At 72.1% G+C, this 15038-nt stretch carries 18 protein-coding genes; 4 read left to right on the forward strand and 14 right to left on the reverse strand.

Features of this window, described 5'->3' with window-relative positions:
• Positions 1 to 265 precede the first annotated feature (265 nt).
• A complete protein-coding gene (locus tag ACIBL4_RS03940) occupies positions 266 to 808 on the reverse strand; it encodes an MOSC domain-containing protein (protein ID WP_399406209.1) in 543 nt (180 codons plus the stop codon).
• Positions 809 to 897: 89 nt separating this feature from the next.
• Here ACIBL4_RS03940 and ACIBL4_RS03945 point away from each other — a divergent pair, with 89 nt between their 5' ends.
• From ACIBL4_RS03945 to ACIBL4_RS03955, 3 genes are all read left to right on the forward strand, one after another.
• Positions 898 to 2253, forward strand: a complete 1356-nt coding sequence (locus tag ACIBL4_RS03945; protein WP_399406211.1) for a diacylglycerol/lipid kinase family protein — start codon at positions 898 to 900, stop codon at positions 2251 to 2253.
• Between the two features lie 99 nt (positions 2254 to 2352).
• Complete coding sequence (locus ACIBL4_RS03950; protein WP_399406573.1) at positions 2353 to 3174, forward strand: class I SAM-dependent methyltransferase; 822 nt, start codon at positions 2353 to 2355, stop codon at positions 3172 to 3174.
• A 42-nt stretch (positions 3175 to 3216) separates the two neighbouring features.
• Entirely contained in the window at positions 3217 to 3387 is a 171-nt protein-coding gene (locus ACIBL4_RS03955; RefSeq protein WP_020270859.1) for a hypothetical protein, read from the forward strand.
• Position 3388: 1 nt separating this feature from the next.
• Here the strand turns inward: ACIBL4_RS03955 and ACIBL4_RS03960 are convergent, their stop codons facing one another.
• The 13 genes from ACIBL4_RS03960 to ACIBL4_RS04020 all read right to left on the reverse strand — a co-directional run bounded on the left by ACIBL4_RS03960 (position 3389) and on the right by ACIBL4_RS04020 (position 13792).
• Positions 3389 to 3709, reverse strand: a complete 321-nt coding sequence (locus ACIBL4_RS03960) for a gas vesicle protein K (protein ID WP_150483998.1) — start codon at positions 3707 to 3709, stop codon at positions 3389 to 3391.
• Positions 3706 to 3894 (reverse strand): gas vesicle protein, encoded by a 189-nt coding sequence (locus ACIBL4_RS03965; RefSeq protein WP_003994122.1) that lies wholly within the window; start codon positions 3892 to 3894, stop codon positions 3706 to 3708. Before ACIBL4_RS03965 ends, ACIBL4_RS03960 begins: the two co-directional genes overlap by 4 nt.
• 16 nt (positions 3895 to 3910) lie before the next feature.
• Positions 3911 to 4666, reverse strand: a complete 756-nt coding sequence (locus tag ACIBL4_RS03970; RefSeq protein WP_399406214.1) for a GvpL/GvpF family gas vesicle protein — start codon at positions 4664 to 4666, stop codon at positions 3911 to 3913.
• Positions 4663 to 5001, reverse strand: a complete 339-nt coding sequence (locus ACIBL4_RS03975) for a gas vesicle protein (protein WP_086560744.1) — start codon at positions 4999 to 5001, stop codon at positions 4663 to 4665. The genes ACIBL4_RS03970 and ACIBL4_RS03975 overlap by 4 nt, the downstream gene beginning before the upstream one ends.
• Positions 4998 to 6113, reverse strand: a complete 1116-nt coding sequence (locus ACIBL4_RS03980; protein WP_399406216.1) for an SRPBCC family protein — start codon at positions 6111 to 6113, stop codon at positions 4998 to 5000. The genes ACIBL4_RS03975 and ACIBL4_RS03980 overlap by 4 nt, the downstream gene beginning before the upstream one ends.
• The gene (locus tag ACIBL4_RS03985; RefSeq protein WP_399406218.1) at positions 6110 to 6748 is read right to left on the reverse strand and encodes a DNA primase; all 639 of its coding nucleotides are present in this window, start codon (positions 6746 to 6748) and stop codon (positions 6110 to 6112) included. Before ACIBL4_RS03985 ends, ACIBL4_RS03980 begins: the two co-directional genes overlap by 4 nt.
• A complete protein-coding gene (locus tag ACIBL4_RS03990; protein ID WP_356925359.1) occupies positions 6745 to 7008 on the reverse strand; it encodes a gas vesicle protein GvpG in 264 nt (87 codons plus the stop codon). The genes ACIBL4_RS03985 and ACIBL4_RS03990 overlap by 4 nt, the downstream gene beginning before the upstream one ends.
• A gap of 4 nt (positions 7009 to 7012) precedes the next feature.
• Positions 7013 to 7786 carry a GvpL/GvpF family gas vesicle protein gene (locus ACIBL4_RS03995; RefSeq protein WP_399406220.1) on the reverse strand — a complete coding sequence of 258 codons (774 nt, stop codon included), beginning with the start codon at positions 7784 to 7786 and terminating at the stop codon, positions 7013 to 7015.
• Positions 7783 to 8217, reverse strand: coding sequence for a gas vesicle structural protein GvpA (locus tag ACIBL4_RS04000; RefSeq protein ID WP_010038714.1), 435 nt, complete (start codon positions 8215 to 8217; stop codon positions 7783 to 7785). Before ACIBL4_RS04000 ends, ACIBL4_RS03995 begins: the two co-directional genes overlap by 4 nt.
• A 46-nt stretch (positions 8218 to 8263) precedes the next feature.
• Positions 8264 to 8632: a gas vesicle protein gene (locus ACIBL4_RS04005; RefSeq protein WP_399406223.1), complete on the reverse strand. Its 369-nt coding sequence runs from the start codon at positions 8630 to 8632 to the stop codon at positions 8264 to 8266.
• A 92-nt stretch (positions 8633 to 8724) separates the two neighbouring features.
• A complete protein-coding gene (gene ligD, locus ACIBL4_RS04010) occupies positions 8725 to 9654 on the reverse strand; it encodes a non-homologous end-joining DNA ligase (protein ID WP_399406225.1) in 930 nt (309 codons plus the stop codon).
• Positions 9651 to 11498, reverse strand: coding sequence for a transketolase (locus ACIBL4_RS04015; RefSeq protein WP_399406227.1), 1848 nt, complete (start codon positions 11496 to 11498; stop codon positions 9651 to 9653). The genes ligD and ACIBL4_RS04015 overlap by 4 nt, the downstream gene beginning before the upstream one ends.
• Complete coding sequence (locus ACIBL4_RS04020; RefSeq protein WP_399406229.1) at positions 11495 to 13792, reverse strand: FAD-dependent oxidoreductase; 2298 nt, start codon at positions 13790 to 13792, stop codon at positions 11495 to 11497. The genes ACIBL4_RS04015 and ACIBL4_RS04020 overlap by 4 nt, the downstream gene beginning before the upstream one ends.
• A gap of 172 nt (positions 13793 to 13964) precedes the next feature.
• Here ACIBL4_RS04020 and ACIBL4_RS04025 point away from each other — a divergent pair, with 172 nt between their 5' ends.
• Positions 13965 to 14927, forward strand: coding sequence for an LLM class F420-dependent oxidoreductase (locus ACIBL4_RS04025; protein ID WP_399406231.1), 963 nt, complete (start codon positions 13965 to 13967; stop codon positions 14925 to 14927).
• Positions 14928 to 15038 lie beyond the last annotated feature (111 nt).

Consider the following 15038-nt stretch of genomic DNA (forward strand, 5'->3'; position numbering starts at 1 on the left):
TCTGCGCCTGCGCGGTGCGGGTGGGTCGGGGCCGCGCCGGGGGTGTCCGTTCTCGGAACGGCGCGACGGGGCGCCTACCGACTGACTGGCGTCGACGCGCCAACCGCTGCGGGCGGACACCCCCCGCGGTGCGGGCGCGCTCAGCTGCGGGCAAACGTGCCGCTAAGGGCGGCACGGGTGGACGCAGCGGCCCCCCGCTCCGCCGGGCTGCCGACCCACCCGGCCTCGGCGACAACGCCGACCACCGGGAAGGCAAGGCAACGGCTCAGACCCGCTCCAGAGGCCGGTGCGGCCCCGCGGGGAGTTCGACCGCGATCGCGTCGCCGGGACGCACCACGCCGCCTTCCCGCACGACGCTCATGATCCCGGCCTTGCGCACGACGTTCCCCGCCTCGTCGCGCCCCACGACCCGCTTCAGCAGCCCTTCCTGGAAGAGGTCGATCTGCAGGCAGGGATTGCGCAGGCCTGTCACCTCCAGCACCGCGGTGTCGCCGATGCGCAGCAGCGTGCCGGCCGGCAGACCGAGCAGATCGATGCCCCGTGTGGTGATGTTCTCGCCGAGTTCGCCGGGCGCCACCTTGAATCCCTCCTCACCGACCTCCTCGAAGAGTTCCTCGTGCATGAGGTGCACCTGGCGCAGGTTCGGCTGGGTCGGATCCTGCGCGATGCGCGACCGGTGCTTGACCGTCACACCGGCGTGCACGTCCCCCTCCACACCCAGCCCGGCGAGCAGCCTGATGCTGTCCCGGTTCGGCTTGGTGAACGAGTACTCCCCGTTGCTGCTGACCGCCGTCACTCGCCCGCTCATTCGGTTCCCCCTCTTCGGTCATGATGATCAGCCATGAGCCTGCCCGGGGAGGGCCGGTGTGTCCACCCCCCTCCGGGTACCCGCACCCCATGACGCCCGCCGTCCCGCCCCGCCTGAGCCGCAGCACGAACCACGGCGCCCTGTGGTGCGCTGCCGCCGCCGCCCTCGCGGCGACCCGCACCCCCCGCGCCCGCCGCGCGGCGACCCGCGGCCTGGCCTCGCTCGGCCTCGCCTCCCTCACCGTCAGCGCGCTCGGCAAGCGCACTGTCCCCACGGTGTGGCAGCTGAAGCGGCGTCGGGCCGCCACCGCGTTCCCCTCCGGGGACGCCGCATCGGCCGCCGCCTTCGCGACCGGTGTCGCCCTGGAGTCCCCCGCCTGGGGCACGGTCGTCGTCCCGGTGGCCGCGTCCATCGCCCTCGCCCGCGCCGGCAGCGGCCCGCACGTCCCGGGTGACGTCCTGGCGGGCGCCGCCCTGGGCGTGGGTGCGGCGTTCGCCGTACGGGCCCTGGTGCCGACGCGGGGCCAGGCCGCCCCGCCGGCCCGGCCTCGCGCCGAGGTCCCGGCGCTGCCGGACGGCGAGGGACTCGTGCTGGTGGCGAACACCGGCGCGGGGAGCGCCGAGCGGGTCCGTGCCCTGCGGGACGCCCTCCCCCGGGCCGAGGTCGTCGAGTGCGAACCGGCGGACGTGCCCGCCGAGTTGGAGAAGGCGGCCACCCGTGCCCGGGTCCTCGGCGTGTGCGGCGGCGACGGCACCGTGAACGCCGCCGCCCGTGTGGCGCTCAGGGCCCGCCTGCCCCTCGCCGTGCTGCCGGGCGGGACCCTGAACCACTTCGCCTACGACCTGGGCATCGAGGACGTACGCGATCTCGCCCGCGCGCTGCGTGCGGGCGACGCCGTGCGCGTGGACGTGGGCCGGTACTCCTGCGGCGGGAAGCACGGCGTCTTCCTCAACACGTGCAGTGTCGGCGTCTATCCGGAGCTCGTGCGCGAGCGGGAGCGCTGGTCGCACCGGATCGGCGGCTGGCCCGCCGGCGTGGTCGCGGCCGTGCGCGTGCTGCGGGCCGACCGGCACCCGCTGGAGGCCGAGGTCCGGGGCGGTACGCATCCGTTGTGGCTGCTGTTCGCCGGGAACGGCACCTATCACCGCATGGGGCTGGCGCCCGGGCGCCGGAGGGACCTGGCGGACGGGCAGCTCGACGTGCGGGTCGTGCACGGCGGTCGCCGGCCGGCGGTCCGGCTGCTCGCCGCCGCCCTCGCGGGACCGCTGACCCGCTCCCCCGCCCACGCCGCCGTCCAGGTGGGACGGCTGCATCTGGATCACGTGGCGGCCGGCACGCTCCTCGCCTACGACGGCGAAGTCACCGAGGTGGAGGGCCGCGTGACCCTGGAGAAGCTGCCCGAGGCGCTGACCGTCTACCGGCCGATCCCGACCGGCACGGGCTGACGCGGCGTCAGTCCATATAGCGGGAATGCGGTCTCAATATGCGGCCGCACTGCGTACGGTGATCCCATGCCGACCCGACACGAAGGGGTGGGATCCGCCATGCCGGAACCACGGGAGACCGCCGTCTACACGCACGGGCACCACGAGTCGGTGCTCCGTTCGCACACCTGGCGGACCGCCGCCAACTCGGCCGCGTATCTGGTGCCGTCGCTCCACCCCCACATGAAGATCCTGGACGTCGGGTGCGGCCCGGGCACCATCACCGCCGACCTGGCCGGTCTCGTGCCCGACGGCCATGTCACCGGCGTCGACCGGGAGCCGGAGATCCTGGAGCGGGCGCGTGCCACGGCTGCCGGGCGGGGGCTCGCCAACGTCGACTTCGCGGTCGCCGACGTGCACGCCCTGGACTACCCGGACGCCACGTTCTGCGTGGTGCACGCCCACCAGGTCCTGCAGCACGTGGGCGATCCGGTGGGGGCCCTGCGCGAGATGAGGCGGGTACTGAAGCCCGGCGGACTGGTCGCCGTGCGGGACGCCGACTACGAGGCCATGACCTGGTTCCCGGCGTCCGGAGGGCTCGACGACTGGCTGGACCTCTACCGCCGGGTCGCCCGGGCCAACGGCGGCGAGCCGGACGCCGGGCGCCGGCTGAAGGCGTGGGCGCTGCGCGCCGGGTTCACGGACGTCACGGCGACCTCCGGCACCTGGACGTTCGCCACGCGGGAGGAGCGGACCTGGTGGAGCGGTCTGTGGGCCGACCGGACGCTGGCGTCGGCGTACGCGGACCGGGCCCGGCAGGGCGGGCACGCGAGCGAGGCGGAGCTGCGGGCCGTGGCCGACGCCTGGCGGGAGTGGGGGCAAAGGGAGGACGGCTGGTTCAGCGTCCTGCACGGAGAAATTCTCTGCCGGAAGGGCGCCTGAAACGCCGATTCGGGGACACCCTAAAAGCAGGAGGTTCGAATTATGGTTCCCATCCTGCTGGTGCTGCTTCTGGCGTTGGTTCTGTTCGGCGCCGGATTTGCAGTGAAGGTTCTCTGGTGGATCGCGCTCGCGGTTCTCGTTCTGTGGCTGCTGGGATTCTTCGTCCGTGGTACGTCGGCGGCTGGAGGCAGGGGCCGTTGGTACAGGTGGTGAATTAGCCCCCGTCGCGGGGCAGCAGCGGTCCGAGCGGCCCGAGGTCCAGATTGAGGTCCTCGGGCCGCAGTCCGTAGCGGTCGCGCAGTTCCGCCATCCGCTCCTCCAGCAGCATCAGCGTGAGGCCGATCCGCTCCTCCTGGTCCTCGCTCAGGTCCCCCACGTCGAAGCGGCGCAGCGCCTGGCGCTCCATGAGCTGGCGCAGCAACTCCACCACCGTGAGCACGAGTTTGACCAGGTCACGCTCGACGGTGTCGGGTTCGAGGTCCAGCCGGTTGCGACGCGGCCGCGGGTCCTGCTCGGGCTGGTCGGACGACGTCACAGCAACTCCTCGAACGGGGAGGGCACCTGGGCGTTCACCGAGCTGATGAGCGCGTTGAGGTCGATACGGACGAGGTCGACGTCGGCGATGCGCAGCGTGATGTCCCCCGTGATCACGACGCCGCCGGCGAGCAGCCGGTCGAGCAGGTCCACGAGGGCGACCTCACGGCGTTCCACTACGGTCACGGCTTCTCCCCGTCGGTCATGTGGCCTCCCCGGCGAACGAATAGGCCGCCCAGGGGCCGGTGAGTTCGACACGCATTCCGGGCAGCTCGCCCTTCGTGCGGTCGACCATTTCCACGAATTCCTCGGAATGCGAGCGCGGCACGAGATAGGCGGCGTTCAGTACGTTCCGCCCGGTCGCTTCGGAAAGCGCGGGATTCTGCGGGGGATGCAGCCGGGAATCCTCCGCGAATGCGGAAAGCTTTTCGTGCAGTCGGGTGGAAAAGCTTTCCGCCTTCTGCCACATCTCCTCGTGCGACCGCGTCTGCATACGCCGCTGCCGCAGGTAGTCGCGGCCCGACGTGGCTTTCTGCGCGGGCCGGGCGCTCTCCTGCGGCTCGGACTCGGCGTACACCTTCACGCCCCACTCGACCCGGCCCTCCAGCCGGTCGAGGGTGCGCCGGAAGTCCTCTTCGCGGGCCTCGATCATGGTCCGTACGCCGCTGTCGTCCCGGAAAACGGTGCCCAGCCGCAGCGGCAGCGGGGTCGTGACGGTGGTCAGCGCGTCGATCACGCCCTGGTGGGCGCGGGCGGTCGCGGTGAGCCAGTCCAGGTCCTCCAGATGGGCGCGGAGCGGTTCCTCCGCGAAGTCCCGCTCCGGTACGTGGCTGACCACGGCCACGAGGCCGTGGTGGGTGAGCGCTCTGGGCGGATCACCCGCCACACCCGACAGCTGGGACTGGAGCGGCGTACCGAAGGGGCGGCAGACGGCGTAGACGTACCGCAGTCCGGTCACGGTGCCTCCTTCTTCTGCGCTCGGCCGGGCTCCAGTTCCTCCAGCCGGGCCAGCCTCTCGCGCAACTCGGCGTTCTCACGGGTCAGTTCGTCACGGCGGGCCCGCGAGCTCAGTGCCGGGTCGGTCTCCCACCAGTCGATGCCCATCTCCTTCGCCTTGTCCACGGAGGCGACGATCAAACGCAGCTTGATGGTGAGGAGTTCGATGTCGAGCAGGTTGATGCGGATGTCGCCCGCGATGACGATGCCCTTGTCGAGCACCCGTTCCAGGATGTCGGCGAGGTTGGCGCCGCTTCCGTGGCCGTAGGGTTCGGGCATCCTGCTGGGCGTTGTCATCGACGGCTCCCGCCTTCGGCGTACTCGTCCTCGTCCTCGTCGGCCTCCTCGTACTCGCCTTCAGGCTCCTCCTCGGCTTCTTCCTCGGGCTCTTCCTCGTCGTACTCGGACTCGGCTTCGTCCTCGTACTCGCCCTCGGGTTCCGCCTCGCCTTCCTCTTCCTCGTCCTCGGCGTACTCGTCCTCGGGTTCCTCGCCCTCGGCTTCCTCGCCCTCGGGGCGCTCCTCCTCGGACTCCTCCTCGGCGAGCGCGTCCTCGTGGCTGCGGACGACCTCGCCGTCGCGGATCTCGCCGCGCCAGCTGTCCTCCGTCTCGCCCTTGATCGTGATGAAGCGGGCGAAGTTCTTCAGGTCGAGCCGGGCCCGGCGGCCCTGGGCGCGCCAGATGTTGCCGGTCTTCTCGAAGAGCCCCGTGGGGTAGTACTCGATGACCAGCAGGACCCTGGTGAGGTTGTCGGCGAGGCGGTGGAAGGAGACCACGCCCTTCGTCGTGCCCTTGGCGCCTTCCGACGTCCAGGCGATGCGGTCGTCGGGCACCTGCTCCGTCGTCTGCGCCTTCCAGCTGCGGTTGGACCAGAAGACCTTCAACTGCCAGTCGGAGTGGGTGTCGTCGGCCTTGTTCGCGGCCTTGACGCCTTTCGCGAAGGTGCTGAAGTCCTGGTACTGGGTCCACTGGTCGTAGGCCGTGCGCAGCGGCACGCCGACATCGATGTGCTCGATGATGACGGTGGGCTTCTTGCCGGCCGAGCGCTTGCGTTTGCCCTTGCCGCCGCCCAGGCTCTTGAAAGCGCCTGTGACCTTTTCCTTGATGGTCGACCCGCCGGTCTCCAGCGCGGCGCGCACCGGTCCCTTGCCCTCGGCGAGCTTGCGGCCGCCGTCGAGGGCGAGCTTGGCGAAGCCGGGGCTGTTGCCCTCGGCGATGTCGTTCAGTCTGTTGGTGGTCTCGCCGAGCTTGCGGCCCACGCCGGTCAGCATGCGGGTGGCCTGCGCGGTGACGTACTCCTGCAACTCGGCCTTCAGCCGGTCGGCGGCCTCGCTGTGGGCCACGTCGGTGAGCGGGTTCTTCTTCGCTCCGTTCGCGGCGGAGGTCGCGGACCCGAGGGTGTCGCTCATCCCTCACCGCCTCCCTTCGGCAGCCGGTTCCGGGAGCTGCCGCCCCTGTTCCCGGCCGTGGTCTTCTTCGCCGCCGTCTTCTTGCCCGCGGTCTTCTTGGCGGGGGCCTTCTTCGCCGGGGCCTTGCGCGCCGTCTTCCCGGGCGCCTTCTTGGCCGGGGCCTTCTTCGCCGCCTTCGCCGGCTCCGACTCCTCGTCGTCCTCCGACCCGGAGTCCTCGGCCTCGGCCTCGGGCTCCTCGTCCTCAGGCTCCTCGGCCTCGCGCTCCTCGGCCTCGGGCTCCTCGTCCTCGGCCTCGCCCTCAGGCCCTCCGGGAACCACGCCCGACAGCTGGTCGCGCACCTGGGCCGTCCGGCCGTGCAGCCGGTCGGCGAAGGCGTCGAGCTGCCGCTCGACCATGGCACCGGAGGCCGCCTTGCCGACGCCGCGCAGGTCCTGCCGCAGCTGGTCGCCGATCTCCTTGAACTGCGGGTTGTTCCGCAGCTGCTGCTGGACCAGGTCCGCGACCATGCGCGGGCTCAGGTTCATCTTCTTCCCGGCCACCAGGCCGCCGACGGCCACCGCCATCTTCAGTTTCTTGGTCCGTCCCAGGAGGTATCCGGCCCCCACGGCGAGACCCAGTCCCACTCGGTTCATTGTGTCGTCCCGTTGCCCGTTCCCGCGCTCCCGCGCGAAGCGATCTCCAACCGGTCGAGGAGTTCGTCCTCGAGGCGGTCGAACTCCTCCTCCGTGATCTCTCCGGCCTCCAACTGCTCCTCGAGACGGCCCAGTTCGGCCCGGATCGTGGCGGGGTCGTAGTAGATCCGCTCGGCCTCCTGGACTACCTGTCTGATGGCCCAGGCGCTGCCGCGCACCGGTGCGAACGGCAGCAGCAGCACCTCCGAGATCAGGCCCACGTCGTCACCCCGCTCCGGTGTCCGTGCCGCTCGCCATGACGTCCGCCGACTCTGCCGGGCCGGGCTCGACGAAGCTGTACGGGGGCAGCGGTCCGTTGATCCGCACCTCCAGGTGCGGCAGCTCCTTGCGGGCCTCCTCCACGGCCGCCAGGAAGTTCTCGGCGGACTTCCGGTCCACCAGGAACGACACGTTGGCCAGCCAGCCGGTGGACTCGGGGCCCACACTGACGGCATCGGCGGAGGGTTCCAGGAACCGCTGGAGTGCGGCGGCGTCCTCGCCCTCCCGGGCCTTGACCGCGGCCGCGACCATCTCGCCCAGCCGGATCTTGTCGTCGTAACTGCCGCCGCCGGCCTGGCGGTTGGCCTCGGCGAGACCGCGGATCTCCGGGTTCTCGGCCATCACCTGGTGCAGTACGGCCTCTTCGACGTGGTTGGCCTTGACGTTGTACTCGACCCGGCCGTCCAGGGCCCGCAGGCGCTCCTTGTAGTGCTCGGCACGCTCGGCGAGGACCGCGGTGATCGAGTTGTCGTCCGGGGCGACGCTGCCGAACCGCATGGGCAGCACACACCCGGCCGCGCCCGCCTCGCTGAGCACGTTCTGGTGGGCGAGCAGGTCCTTGCGCTTGGGCCGCAGCCCTTCGGGCGCCTCGCTGACGACGGCCGCCAGGTCGCCCTCGCGCAGGATGCGCACCGGGCGTGGCGGGTCGCCGACACCGCCCATGCCCTCGGGGAGCCCGGGGTGCGAGCTCGCCGCGATGCCGTAGACGTAGGTGCTCACTCCTGCTCCTCCTTCCGGCGGGCGGACGTGCTCTTACGGGCTCGCGGACGGGACTCGGTCTCCTGCTCGGAGCCTTCGGAACGCGCCTGCTTGAAGGCGTCGGAGATGGTTTCGGCGGCGCCGGACAGCGCCCCCTTGGACTTGCCGCGCGCGCCGGACTCGGTCATCTCACCGACCAGGTCGGGCAGGCCCGGGTCCTTGCGCGGCCCGGCCTCGAGGTCGAGCCGGTTGCACGCCTCGGCGAAGCGCAGATAGGTGTCGACGCTGGCGACGACGACGCGAACGTCGATCTTGAGGATCTCGATGCCGACCAGGGAGACTCGCACGAATGCGTCGATGACGAGCCCCCTGTCCAGAACAAGTTCAAGCACGTCGTAGAGACCGCTGCTGCCGCCTCCGCCGCCGGTCTGCTGTGCCGGTACGACTGTCATGCCGGATGTCCCTCCTTGTCTGTGGGTGCGGGTCCGGTCGGGCGGTCTAGCGACCGCCGGTCCTTCGCGGGTCGGACCGCCCCCGCTCGTAGCGGCGGACGCGGCGATATCCCGTGAGCTGCCCCTGGGCGTCGAGCTCCACCTGGTAGCTCGCCATCAGGCTCATCGTGTCGGGCACGCGCTCGAGTTCGAGGACCTCGACCTCCAGCGCCCAGCCCTGCTCGGTCTGCTCGAAGGACGACACGGACTCGGCGGTCATGCCGGTGAGCTCCGCGAGCTGACCGCGCGCCTGGCGCAGCACCTCCATGGGGCTCGGCCGGTCGTCGGCCGCGTTGTCAGTAGGCTTACGTGAGTTTTGAGAGGTTTGGGGCTCCTGTGAACCCTGTGACTCTTGCGTGTTTTTTGTGTTCGACATGGCCACCTCCCCCTCCGTGTGGCCGCAAGAGTGTTCGCCAAACCTCTACGGGCGCATGCATCTGCCACCCGCCGGCGGCCACGGGCGGTGGCTCAGCCGCGCAGGGCGTTCAGCCGCCGCCGGGCCGGACCCAGCGCCCGGCCGCGGTTCAGCAGACCCGACCAGGGGTTGGTGCGGGCCTGCTCCACGGCGTCGGCGATGGTCCAGCGGCGGGCGTGCAGCTCGGGGTCGTCCAGCTGGTCCCAGGTGATGGGGGTGGCCACGGGCGCGCCCGGCCGGGGCCGGACGGTGTACGGCGCGACGGCGGTCTGCGCGTAGGCGTTGCGCTGGATGTCGAGGTAGAGCCGCTGCCCGCGGTCCTTCTTGCGGGCGGCGGTGGTGAGCCGGTCGGGGTGGGCGTCGGCGAGGGTGTCGGCGACGTCCCGGGCGAAGGAGCGCACCTCGTCGAAGTCGTGCCGGCCGTTCAGCGGCACGTTCACGTGCAGCCCGCGCGATCCGGTGGTCATCAGCGCCGAGGGCAGCTCCAGCTCGTCCAGCAGCTCCCCCAGCAGCCGGGCGGCCTCGCGCACGGCGTCGAAGTCGTCCCCGGCCGGGTCGAGGTCGAAGACCAGCCGGTCGGGGTGGTCGACGCTGTCGGCGCGGGAGAGCCAGCGGTGCAGCGTGATGCTCGCCTGGTCGGCCAGGTAGAGGAGGGTGGCGGTGTCGTCGCAGACGACGTGGCGGACGGTGCCGCCCTCCTTGGCCACCTCGGCGCGGGTGATCCACTCCGGGTAGTGGTCCGGGGTGTTCTTCTGCATGAACGTGGGCCCGTCCAGCCCGTCCGGATGCCGCTCCAGCATCAGCGGACGGCCGCGCAGGTGCGGCAGCATGAAGGGCGCGACGGCCCGGTGGTAGTCCACCAGGTCGCCCTTGGTGTACTCCTTGGCGTCCCCGCCGCCGGGGAAGAGCACCTTGTCCGGTCGGTGGATCTCCACGGTGCGGCGGCCGGCCCGCACCCTGCGCGTGCCGTCGCCGCCGCTCACGGCACGACCGCCTCCTCCACCAGCAGCCGCCCGGCCGCCGCGATCGACTCGGCGTCGATGCCCGCGGCGTGCAGCTGCTCGTCCGGGGAGGCCGAGCCGGGCATGCTCCGCACGGCGAGCCGTACCAGGCGCGGTACGGGGCGTCCGTCGGCGAACGCCTCCAGGACCGCGTCGCCGAGACCGCCCTCCTGGTGGTGGTCCTCCACGGTCACCAGGCAGCCGGTCTCCTCGGCGGCCTTGCGCAGGGTGGCCCGGTCGACGGGCTTCACCGAGTACAGGTCGATCACCCGGGCCCGGATGCCCTGCTCGGCGAGGGCGTCGGCGGCGGCCAGCGCCTCGTGCACGGTGACGCCCGCCGCGACCAGGGTCAGCCGGTCCTCTCCGGAGAAGCGCAGCACCTTGCTCCCGCCGACCGGGAAGTCCTCGTCCGGGCCGTAGATCACCGGGCTCTCGCCGCGCGAAGTGCGCAGGTAGCGGACGCCCTCCAGACCGGCCATCGCGCCGACGAGCCGCGCCGTCTGGTTGGCGTCGCAGGGGTACAGCACGGTCGAGCCGTGCACCGCCCGCATCATCGCCAGGTCCTCAAGGCCCATCTGGCTGGGCCCGTCCTCGCCGATGGCGACGCCCGCGTGCGAGCCGACGAGGTTGATGCCGGCGCCGCTGACGGACGCCATCCGGATGAAGTCGTAGGCCCGGGTCAGGAAGGCCGCGAAGGTGGCGGCGTACGGCACCCAGCCACGGGCCGCGAGCCCGACGGCCGAGGCGACCATCTGCTGCTCGGCGATGTAGCACTCGAAGTAGCGGTCGGGGTGCTCCTTGGCGAAGAACTCGGCGCGGGTGGAGTCGCCGACCTCGCCGTCCAGGGCGACGATGTCGCCGCGGCCGGTGCCGAGGGCGGCGAGGGCCTCGCCGAAGGCGTTGCGGGTGGCGACCTCCTCGCCCTTGTCCCACTTGGGGAGTTCGAAGTTCCCGGTGTGGACGGAGTGCAGCATGCGGGCGGCGGGCGGCTCCTGCACCCGGACGCGGATGTCGCGCGGGCCGCCGAGTTCGGCGATCGCCTCGTCGGCCTCGGGGAGCGGTTTGCCGTGCAGGCCCTCGCGGTCCTGGACCCCTTCGACGCCCTTGCCCTTGAGGGTGCGGGCGAGGATCGCGGTGGGCTGGCCCTTGGTGGACAGGGCCTCGCCGTAGGCGCGGTCGATCGCGTCCACGTCATGCCCGTCGACCTCGATGGTGTGCCAGTCGAAGGCCTGGAAGCGGCGGGCGTAGGCGTCCAGGTCGTGGCCGTGCCGCGTCGGGCCGCGCTGGCCGAGCCGGTTGACGTCGACGATGACGGTCAGGTTGTCGAGATGCTCGTACCCGGCGTGCTCGGCGGCCTCCCACACGGAACCCTCGGCCAGTTCGCTGTCGCCGCACAGCACCCAGGTGCGGTAGCCGGTGCGGTCGAGTCGCTTGCCGGCCAGCGCGATGCCGACCCCGACCGGCAGGCCCTGCCCGAGCGAACCGGTGGCCGTCTCGACCCACGGCAGACGCTGCGGCGTGGGGTGCCCTTCCAGGCGGCTGCCCAGCTTGCGGAAGGTGAGCAGTTCCTCGTCGTCGATGGCGCCGGCCGCCTTGTACGCGGAGTACAGCAGTGGGGAGGCGTGGCCCTTCGAGAGGACGAAGCGGTCGTTGCCGGGGTGGGCCGGGCGGTCGAAGTCGTAGCGGAAGTGATGCGCGAGCAGTACGGCCATCAGGTCGGCCGCGGACATGGAGGAGGTCGGGTGCCCGGAGCCCGCGGCGGCGGCAGCGCGGACACTGTCCACGCGCAGCTGCTGTCCGAGGTCGGTGAGTTCACCGGTGTTCATGAGTCTCCTTTCGCGGAGTCGTCCGGGACGTCGGATCGCTTGACGGGACCGGGGGCGGTGTCGGGGCCGGGGGGTGGCTGATCGGGTGGGGGCTGGGGGGTGGGCCCGGGCTGGTTCCTGGCGGGCTCACCACCGGGCTGGATCCTGGCCGGTTCGCCGCCCCGCTGGTCCTTGGCCTGCTCCCCGCCGGACTGCCCCTTCGCGTACTCACCCCCGGGCTGGTTCCTGGCCGGTTCGCCCCCGGGCTGGTTCCTGGCCGGTTCGCCGCCGGGCTGGTTCTTGGCAGGCTCACCGCCTGGCTGGTTCTTGGCCGGCTCACCACCGGGCTGATTCCTGGCGGCTTCGCGCCCGGGCTGGTTCCTGGCGGGCTCACCACCGGGCTGGATCCTGGCCGGTTCGCCGCCCCGCTGGTCCTTGGTCTGCTCCCCACCGGACTGCCCCTTCGCGTACTCACCCCCGGGCTGGTTCCTGGCAGGCTCGCCGCCAGGCTGACTCCCGGCCGGATCGGCGGGCTCCCCACCGGAGCGCCCCTGCGCGGGCTGACCACCCAGATGCCCCTTCGCGGACCCGCCCCCGACCGGTCCCTTGGCGGGCTCGTCGGTCGGCCAGGTCCTGGCCGGCTCGCCGCCAGGCCGGTTCCTGGCCGACTCCCCGTCGGAGCGCCCCTTGGCCACCGACTCACCACCCAGATGCCCCTTCGCGGACCCGCCCCCGACCGGTCCCTTGGCGGGCTCGTCGGTCGGCCAGGTCCTGGCCGGCTCGCCGCCGGGGCGGCCCTTGGCCAGCTCCTCTTCCGACCGGCGCTGTGCGGTCCCGGATCCGGGCCGGTGCTGGTTCCGAGTCGTCCCGGATCCGGGCTGCCCCTTCGCGGGCTCTCCTCCGGCCCGGCCCCGCGAGGATCCGGCGCCGGTCCCCCCGTCGTGCGTGTCGGCCGCGATCGCCGCCCCCGGCCCCGACCGGGCGCTCGCCTCCTGCCGCCGCTCCGGCCCGCCCGGCACCCGGGCCAGCTCCGGAGAGGACGTGTCCAGCGGCACGGACCAGGACCGGACGAGCCCCAACTGCACGGCTTGGCGCGGCAGTACCGCGTCCAGCAGCCAGTCGGCGGCGACCCGGACACGGTTGCCGGGCATCGCGGCGAGGTGGTAGCCCCGCGTCACCGCACCCGCCGGCACCCCGGACAGGGGCACGCCGAGCGGATTGGCGGCGGCCTTCGCGCCGCCCAGGTCGACGACGAAGCCCAGGTCGCGGTGGCGGTAGGGCTTGCGCTCGCCACCGAGGCCGAGCGAGGCGGCGACGTTCTGCGCCGCGACCTTGCCGTGCCGCCAGGCGTGCTGCGCGGTCATCGGCGTGTAGCTGCCCGGCTTGTCCAGATCCGGCACCGCGGCCACGTCTCCGCAGGCGAACAGCTCGGGCCGGCCTGGCACCTGCAGGTGCGGGTCGACGAGCAGCCGTCCCTTCTCCATGGGCAGCCCGAGGGACTCGACCAGCGGGTCGGGCCGTACGCCCACGCACCACACCAGCGTCCGGGTCTCGACGAACTCGCCGTCGGTCAGCACGACCCCGTCGGGCGTGGCCTCCTTCACGGAGGTGCCCATCCGTACGTCCACGCCCCGCTGCCGCAGCACTCGGTCGGCGGTGGCGGACAGCTTCTCGTCCATCTCGGGCAGCACCCGGGGCGCCACGTCCAGCAGCATCCAGCGGGGCCGCATGCCCTGCCGCAGCGGGTGCTTGCGGACCTGCGCGTCGGTGAACATCTGCCCGTGCGCGGCGACCTCCGTGCCGGTGTATCCGGCGCCGACCACGACGAAGGTGCACCGGGCGGCACACGTCTTGGGATCGTCGGCGGCGGCCGCCAGCTCCACCTGCCGGGTCACGTGGTCGCGCAGGTACAGCGCCTCCGGCAGCCCCCGGAAGCCGTGCGCGTACTCGGCGACGCCGGGGATCGGCAGCAGCTTGTTGACGCTGCCGGCGGCGAGCACCAGCCGGTCGTAGGCGAGCGTGCCCTCGTCGCCCTCGGGCCCGGTGTAGTGCAGGGTCCGTCCGTCGAGGTCGATCCGGTCGGCCTCGCCCAGCACGAGCCGTACGTTCGGCAGCGTGTCCGAGAGGGAGACCGTGACCCGGCGCGGCTCCAGGACACCGGCCGCGACCTGGGGCAGCAAGGGCAGGTAGAGGAAATAGTCGGTGGGGTTCAGCAGGGTGATGTGCGCCCGGCCCCGGGTCTCCCGGGACAAGGTGCGGGCCGTGCGGTACCCGGCGAAACCGGCACCGACGATCACGATGCGGGGTCGACTCACGGTTCGCTCGCCTCCGGCGCTGTCGCGTGGCTCGGGAGCCTTCCGCGTCCCCCTGGCCAGGGCACCCAAACGTCCGCCCGGGTCCTGTCGCGCGAACGCCGCCGGTTTCCGGACCCGCGCCCGGGTACCCGGTGCGGGATACGGACCGCCGACGTCGCGGAGGCACTCCCCCATGACCGAGTACGGCTACTTCCTGTCGTGCGAGCAGTACGGCCCCGCCGAGCTGATCGAGCAGGCCCGGATGGCCGAGCAGGCCGGATTCCAGGCGCTGTGGATCTCGGACCACTACCACCCGTGGAACGACGCGCAGGGCCAGAGCCCGTTCGTGTGGTCGGTGATCGGCGCGCTGTCCGAGGCGGTGTCCCTGCCGGTGGAGACGGCGGTGACCTGCCCGACCGTGCGGATGCACCCGGCGGTGGTGGCGCAGGCCGCGGCGACCAGCGCGGTGATGACGGAGAACCGCTTCCGGCTGGGTGTCGGCTCCGGCGAGGCCCTCAACGAGCACATCCTGGGCGACCACTGGCCGCCGGCCCACGTCCGTCTGGACATGCTGGAGGAGGCCATCCAGGTGATGCGCCGACTGTTCACGGGCGAGGAGGTCAACCACCACGGCCCGCACTACACGGTGGAGAACGCCCGCCTGTACACGGTCCCGGACGAGCCGATCCCGATCGACATCTCCGGCTTCGGTCCGGCGGCCACGCAGCTCGCCTCCCGCGTCGGCGACGGCTACATCACCATCCAGCCGGACGCGGCGATGGTGGAGCAGTACCGCAAGGGCGGGGGCGGCGGAAAACTCGTCAGCGGCGGCACCAAGGTCTGCTACGACACCGACAAGGACGCGGCGGTGAAGACCGTCCACCGGCTCTGGGCGAACGAGCAGCTGCCCGGCGAGCTGGGCCAGGTGCTGCCGTCCCCGAAGCACTTCGAGCAGGCGCAGCAGCTGGTCACCGAGGACATGGTGCGGGAGAACCGGGTGTGCGGCGACGACGTGGACGAGCACGTGGCCGAGCTGAAGCAGTTCGCCGACGCGGGCTTCGACCGGGTCTACGTCAACCAGATCGGCCCGGACCTGCGCGGTTTCTTCGACTTCTACCGCACGAAGGTGCTGCCGCAGCTCCAGCAGGCCGTCTGAGGGAAGCCGGGCGATCCGATGGAACTCCACCGTCCCGCCGTGTCCGTGTACACGGTGCCGACGGACGCTCCCGAGGCGGACGGCACGCTGTCCTGGGCTCGACGACCGTGG

The sequence above is a fragment of the Streptomyces sp. NPDC050416 genome, from assembly GCF_044458845.1.
Classification (GTDB): Bacteria; Actinomycetota; Actinomycetes; order Streptomycetales; family Streptomycetaceae; genus Streptomyces.

Excerpts from the sequence above, each read along its gene's own strand:
- ACIBL4_RS03940 (WP_399406209.1), bottom strand. The coding sequence starts at position 808 with ATGAGCGGGCGAGTGACGGCGGTCAGCAGCAACGGGGAGTACTCGTTC.
- ACIBL4_RS03945 (WP_399406211.1), top strand. The coding sequence starts at position 898 with ATGACGCCCGCCGTCCCGCCCCGCCTGAGCCGCAGCACGAACCACGGC.
- ACIBL4_RS03950 (WP_399406573.1), top strand. The coding sequence starts at position 2,353 with ATGCCGGAACCACGGGAGACCGCCGTCTACACGCACGGGCACCACGAG.
- ACIBL4_RS03955 (WP_020270859.1), top strand. The coding sequence starts at position 3,217 with ATGGTTCCCATCCTGCTGGTGCTGCTTCTGGCGTTGGTTCTGTTCGGC.
- ACIBL4_RS03975 (WP_086560744.1), bottom strand. The coding sequence starts at position 5,001 with ATGACAACGCCCAGCAGGATGCCCGAACCCTACGGCCACGGAAGCGGC.
- ACIBL4_RS03980 (WP_399406216.1), bottom strand. The coding sequence starts at position 6,113 with ATGAGCGACACCCTCGGGTCCGCGACCTCCGCCGCGAACGGAGCGAAG.
- ACIBL4_RS03985 (WP_399406218.1), bottom strand. The coding sequence starts at position 6,748 with ATGAACCGAGTGGGACTGGGTCTCGCCGTGGGGGCCGGATACCTCCTG.
- ACIBL4_RS04000 (WP_010038714.1), bottom strand. The coding sequence starts at position 8,217 with ATGACAGTCGTACCGGCACAGCAGACCGGCGGCGGAGGCGGCAGCAGC.
- ACIBL4_RS04005 (WP_399406223.1), bottom strand. The coding sequence starts at position 8,632 with ATGTCGAACACAAAAAACACGCAAGAGTCACAGGGTTCACAGGAGCCC.
- ACIBL4_RS04015 (WP_399406227.1), bottom strand. The coding sequence starts at position 11,498 with ATGAACACCGGTGAACTCACCGACCTCGGACAGCAGCTGCGCGTGGAC.
- ACIBL4_RS04025 (WP_399406231.1), top strand. The coding sequence starts at position 13,965 with ATGACCGAGTACGGCTACTTCCTGTCGTGCGAGCAGTACGGCCCCGCC.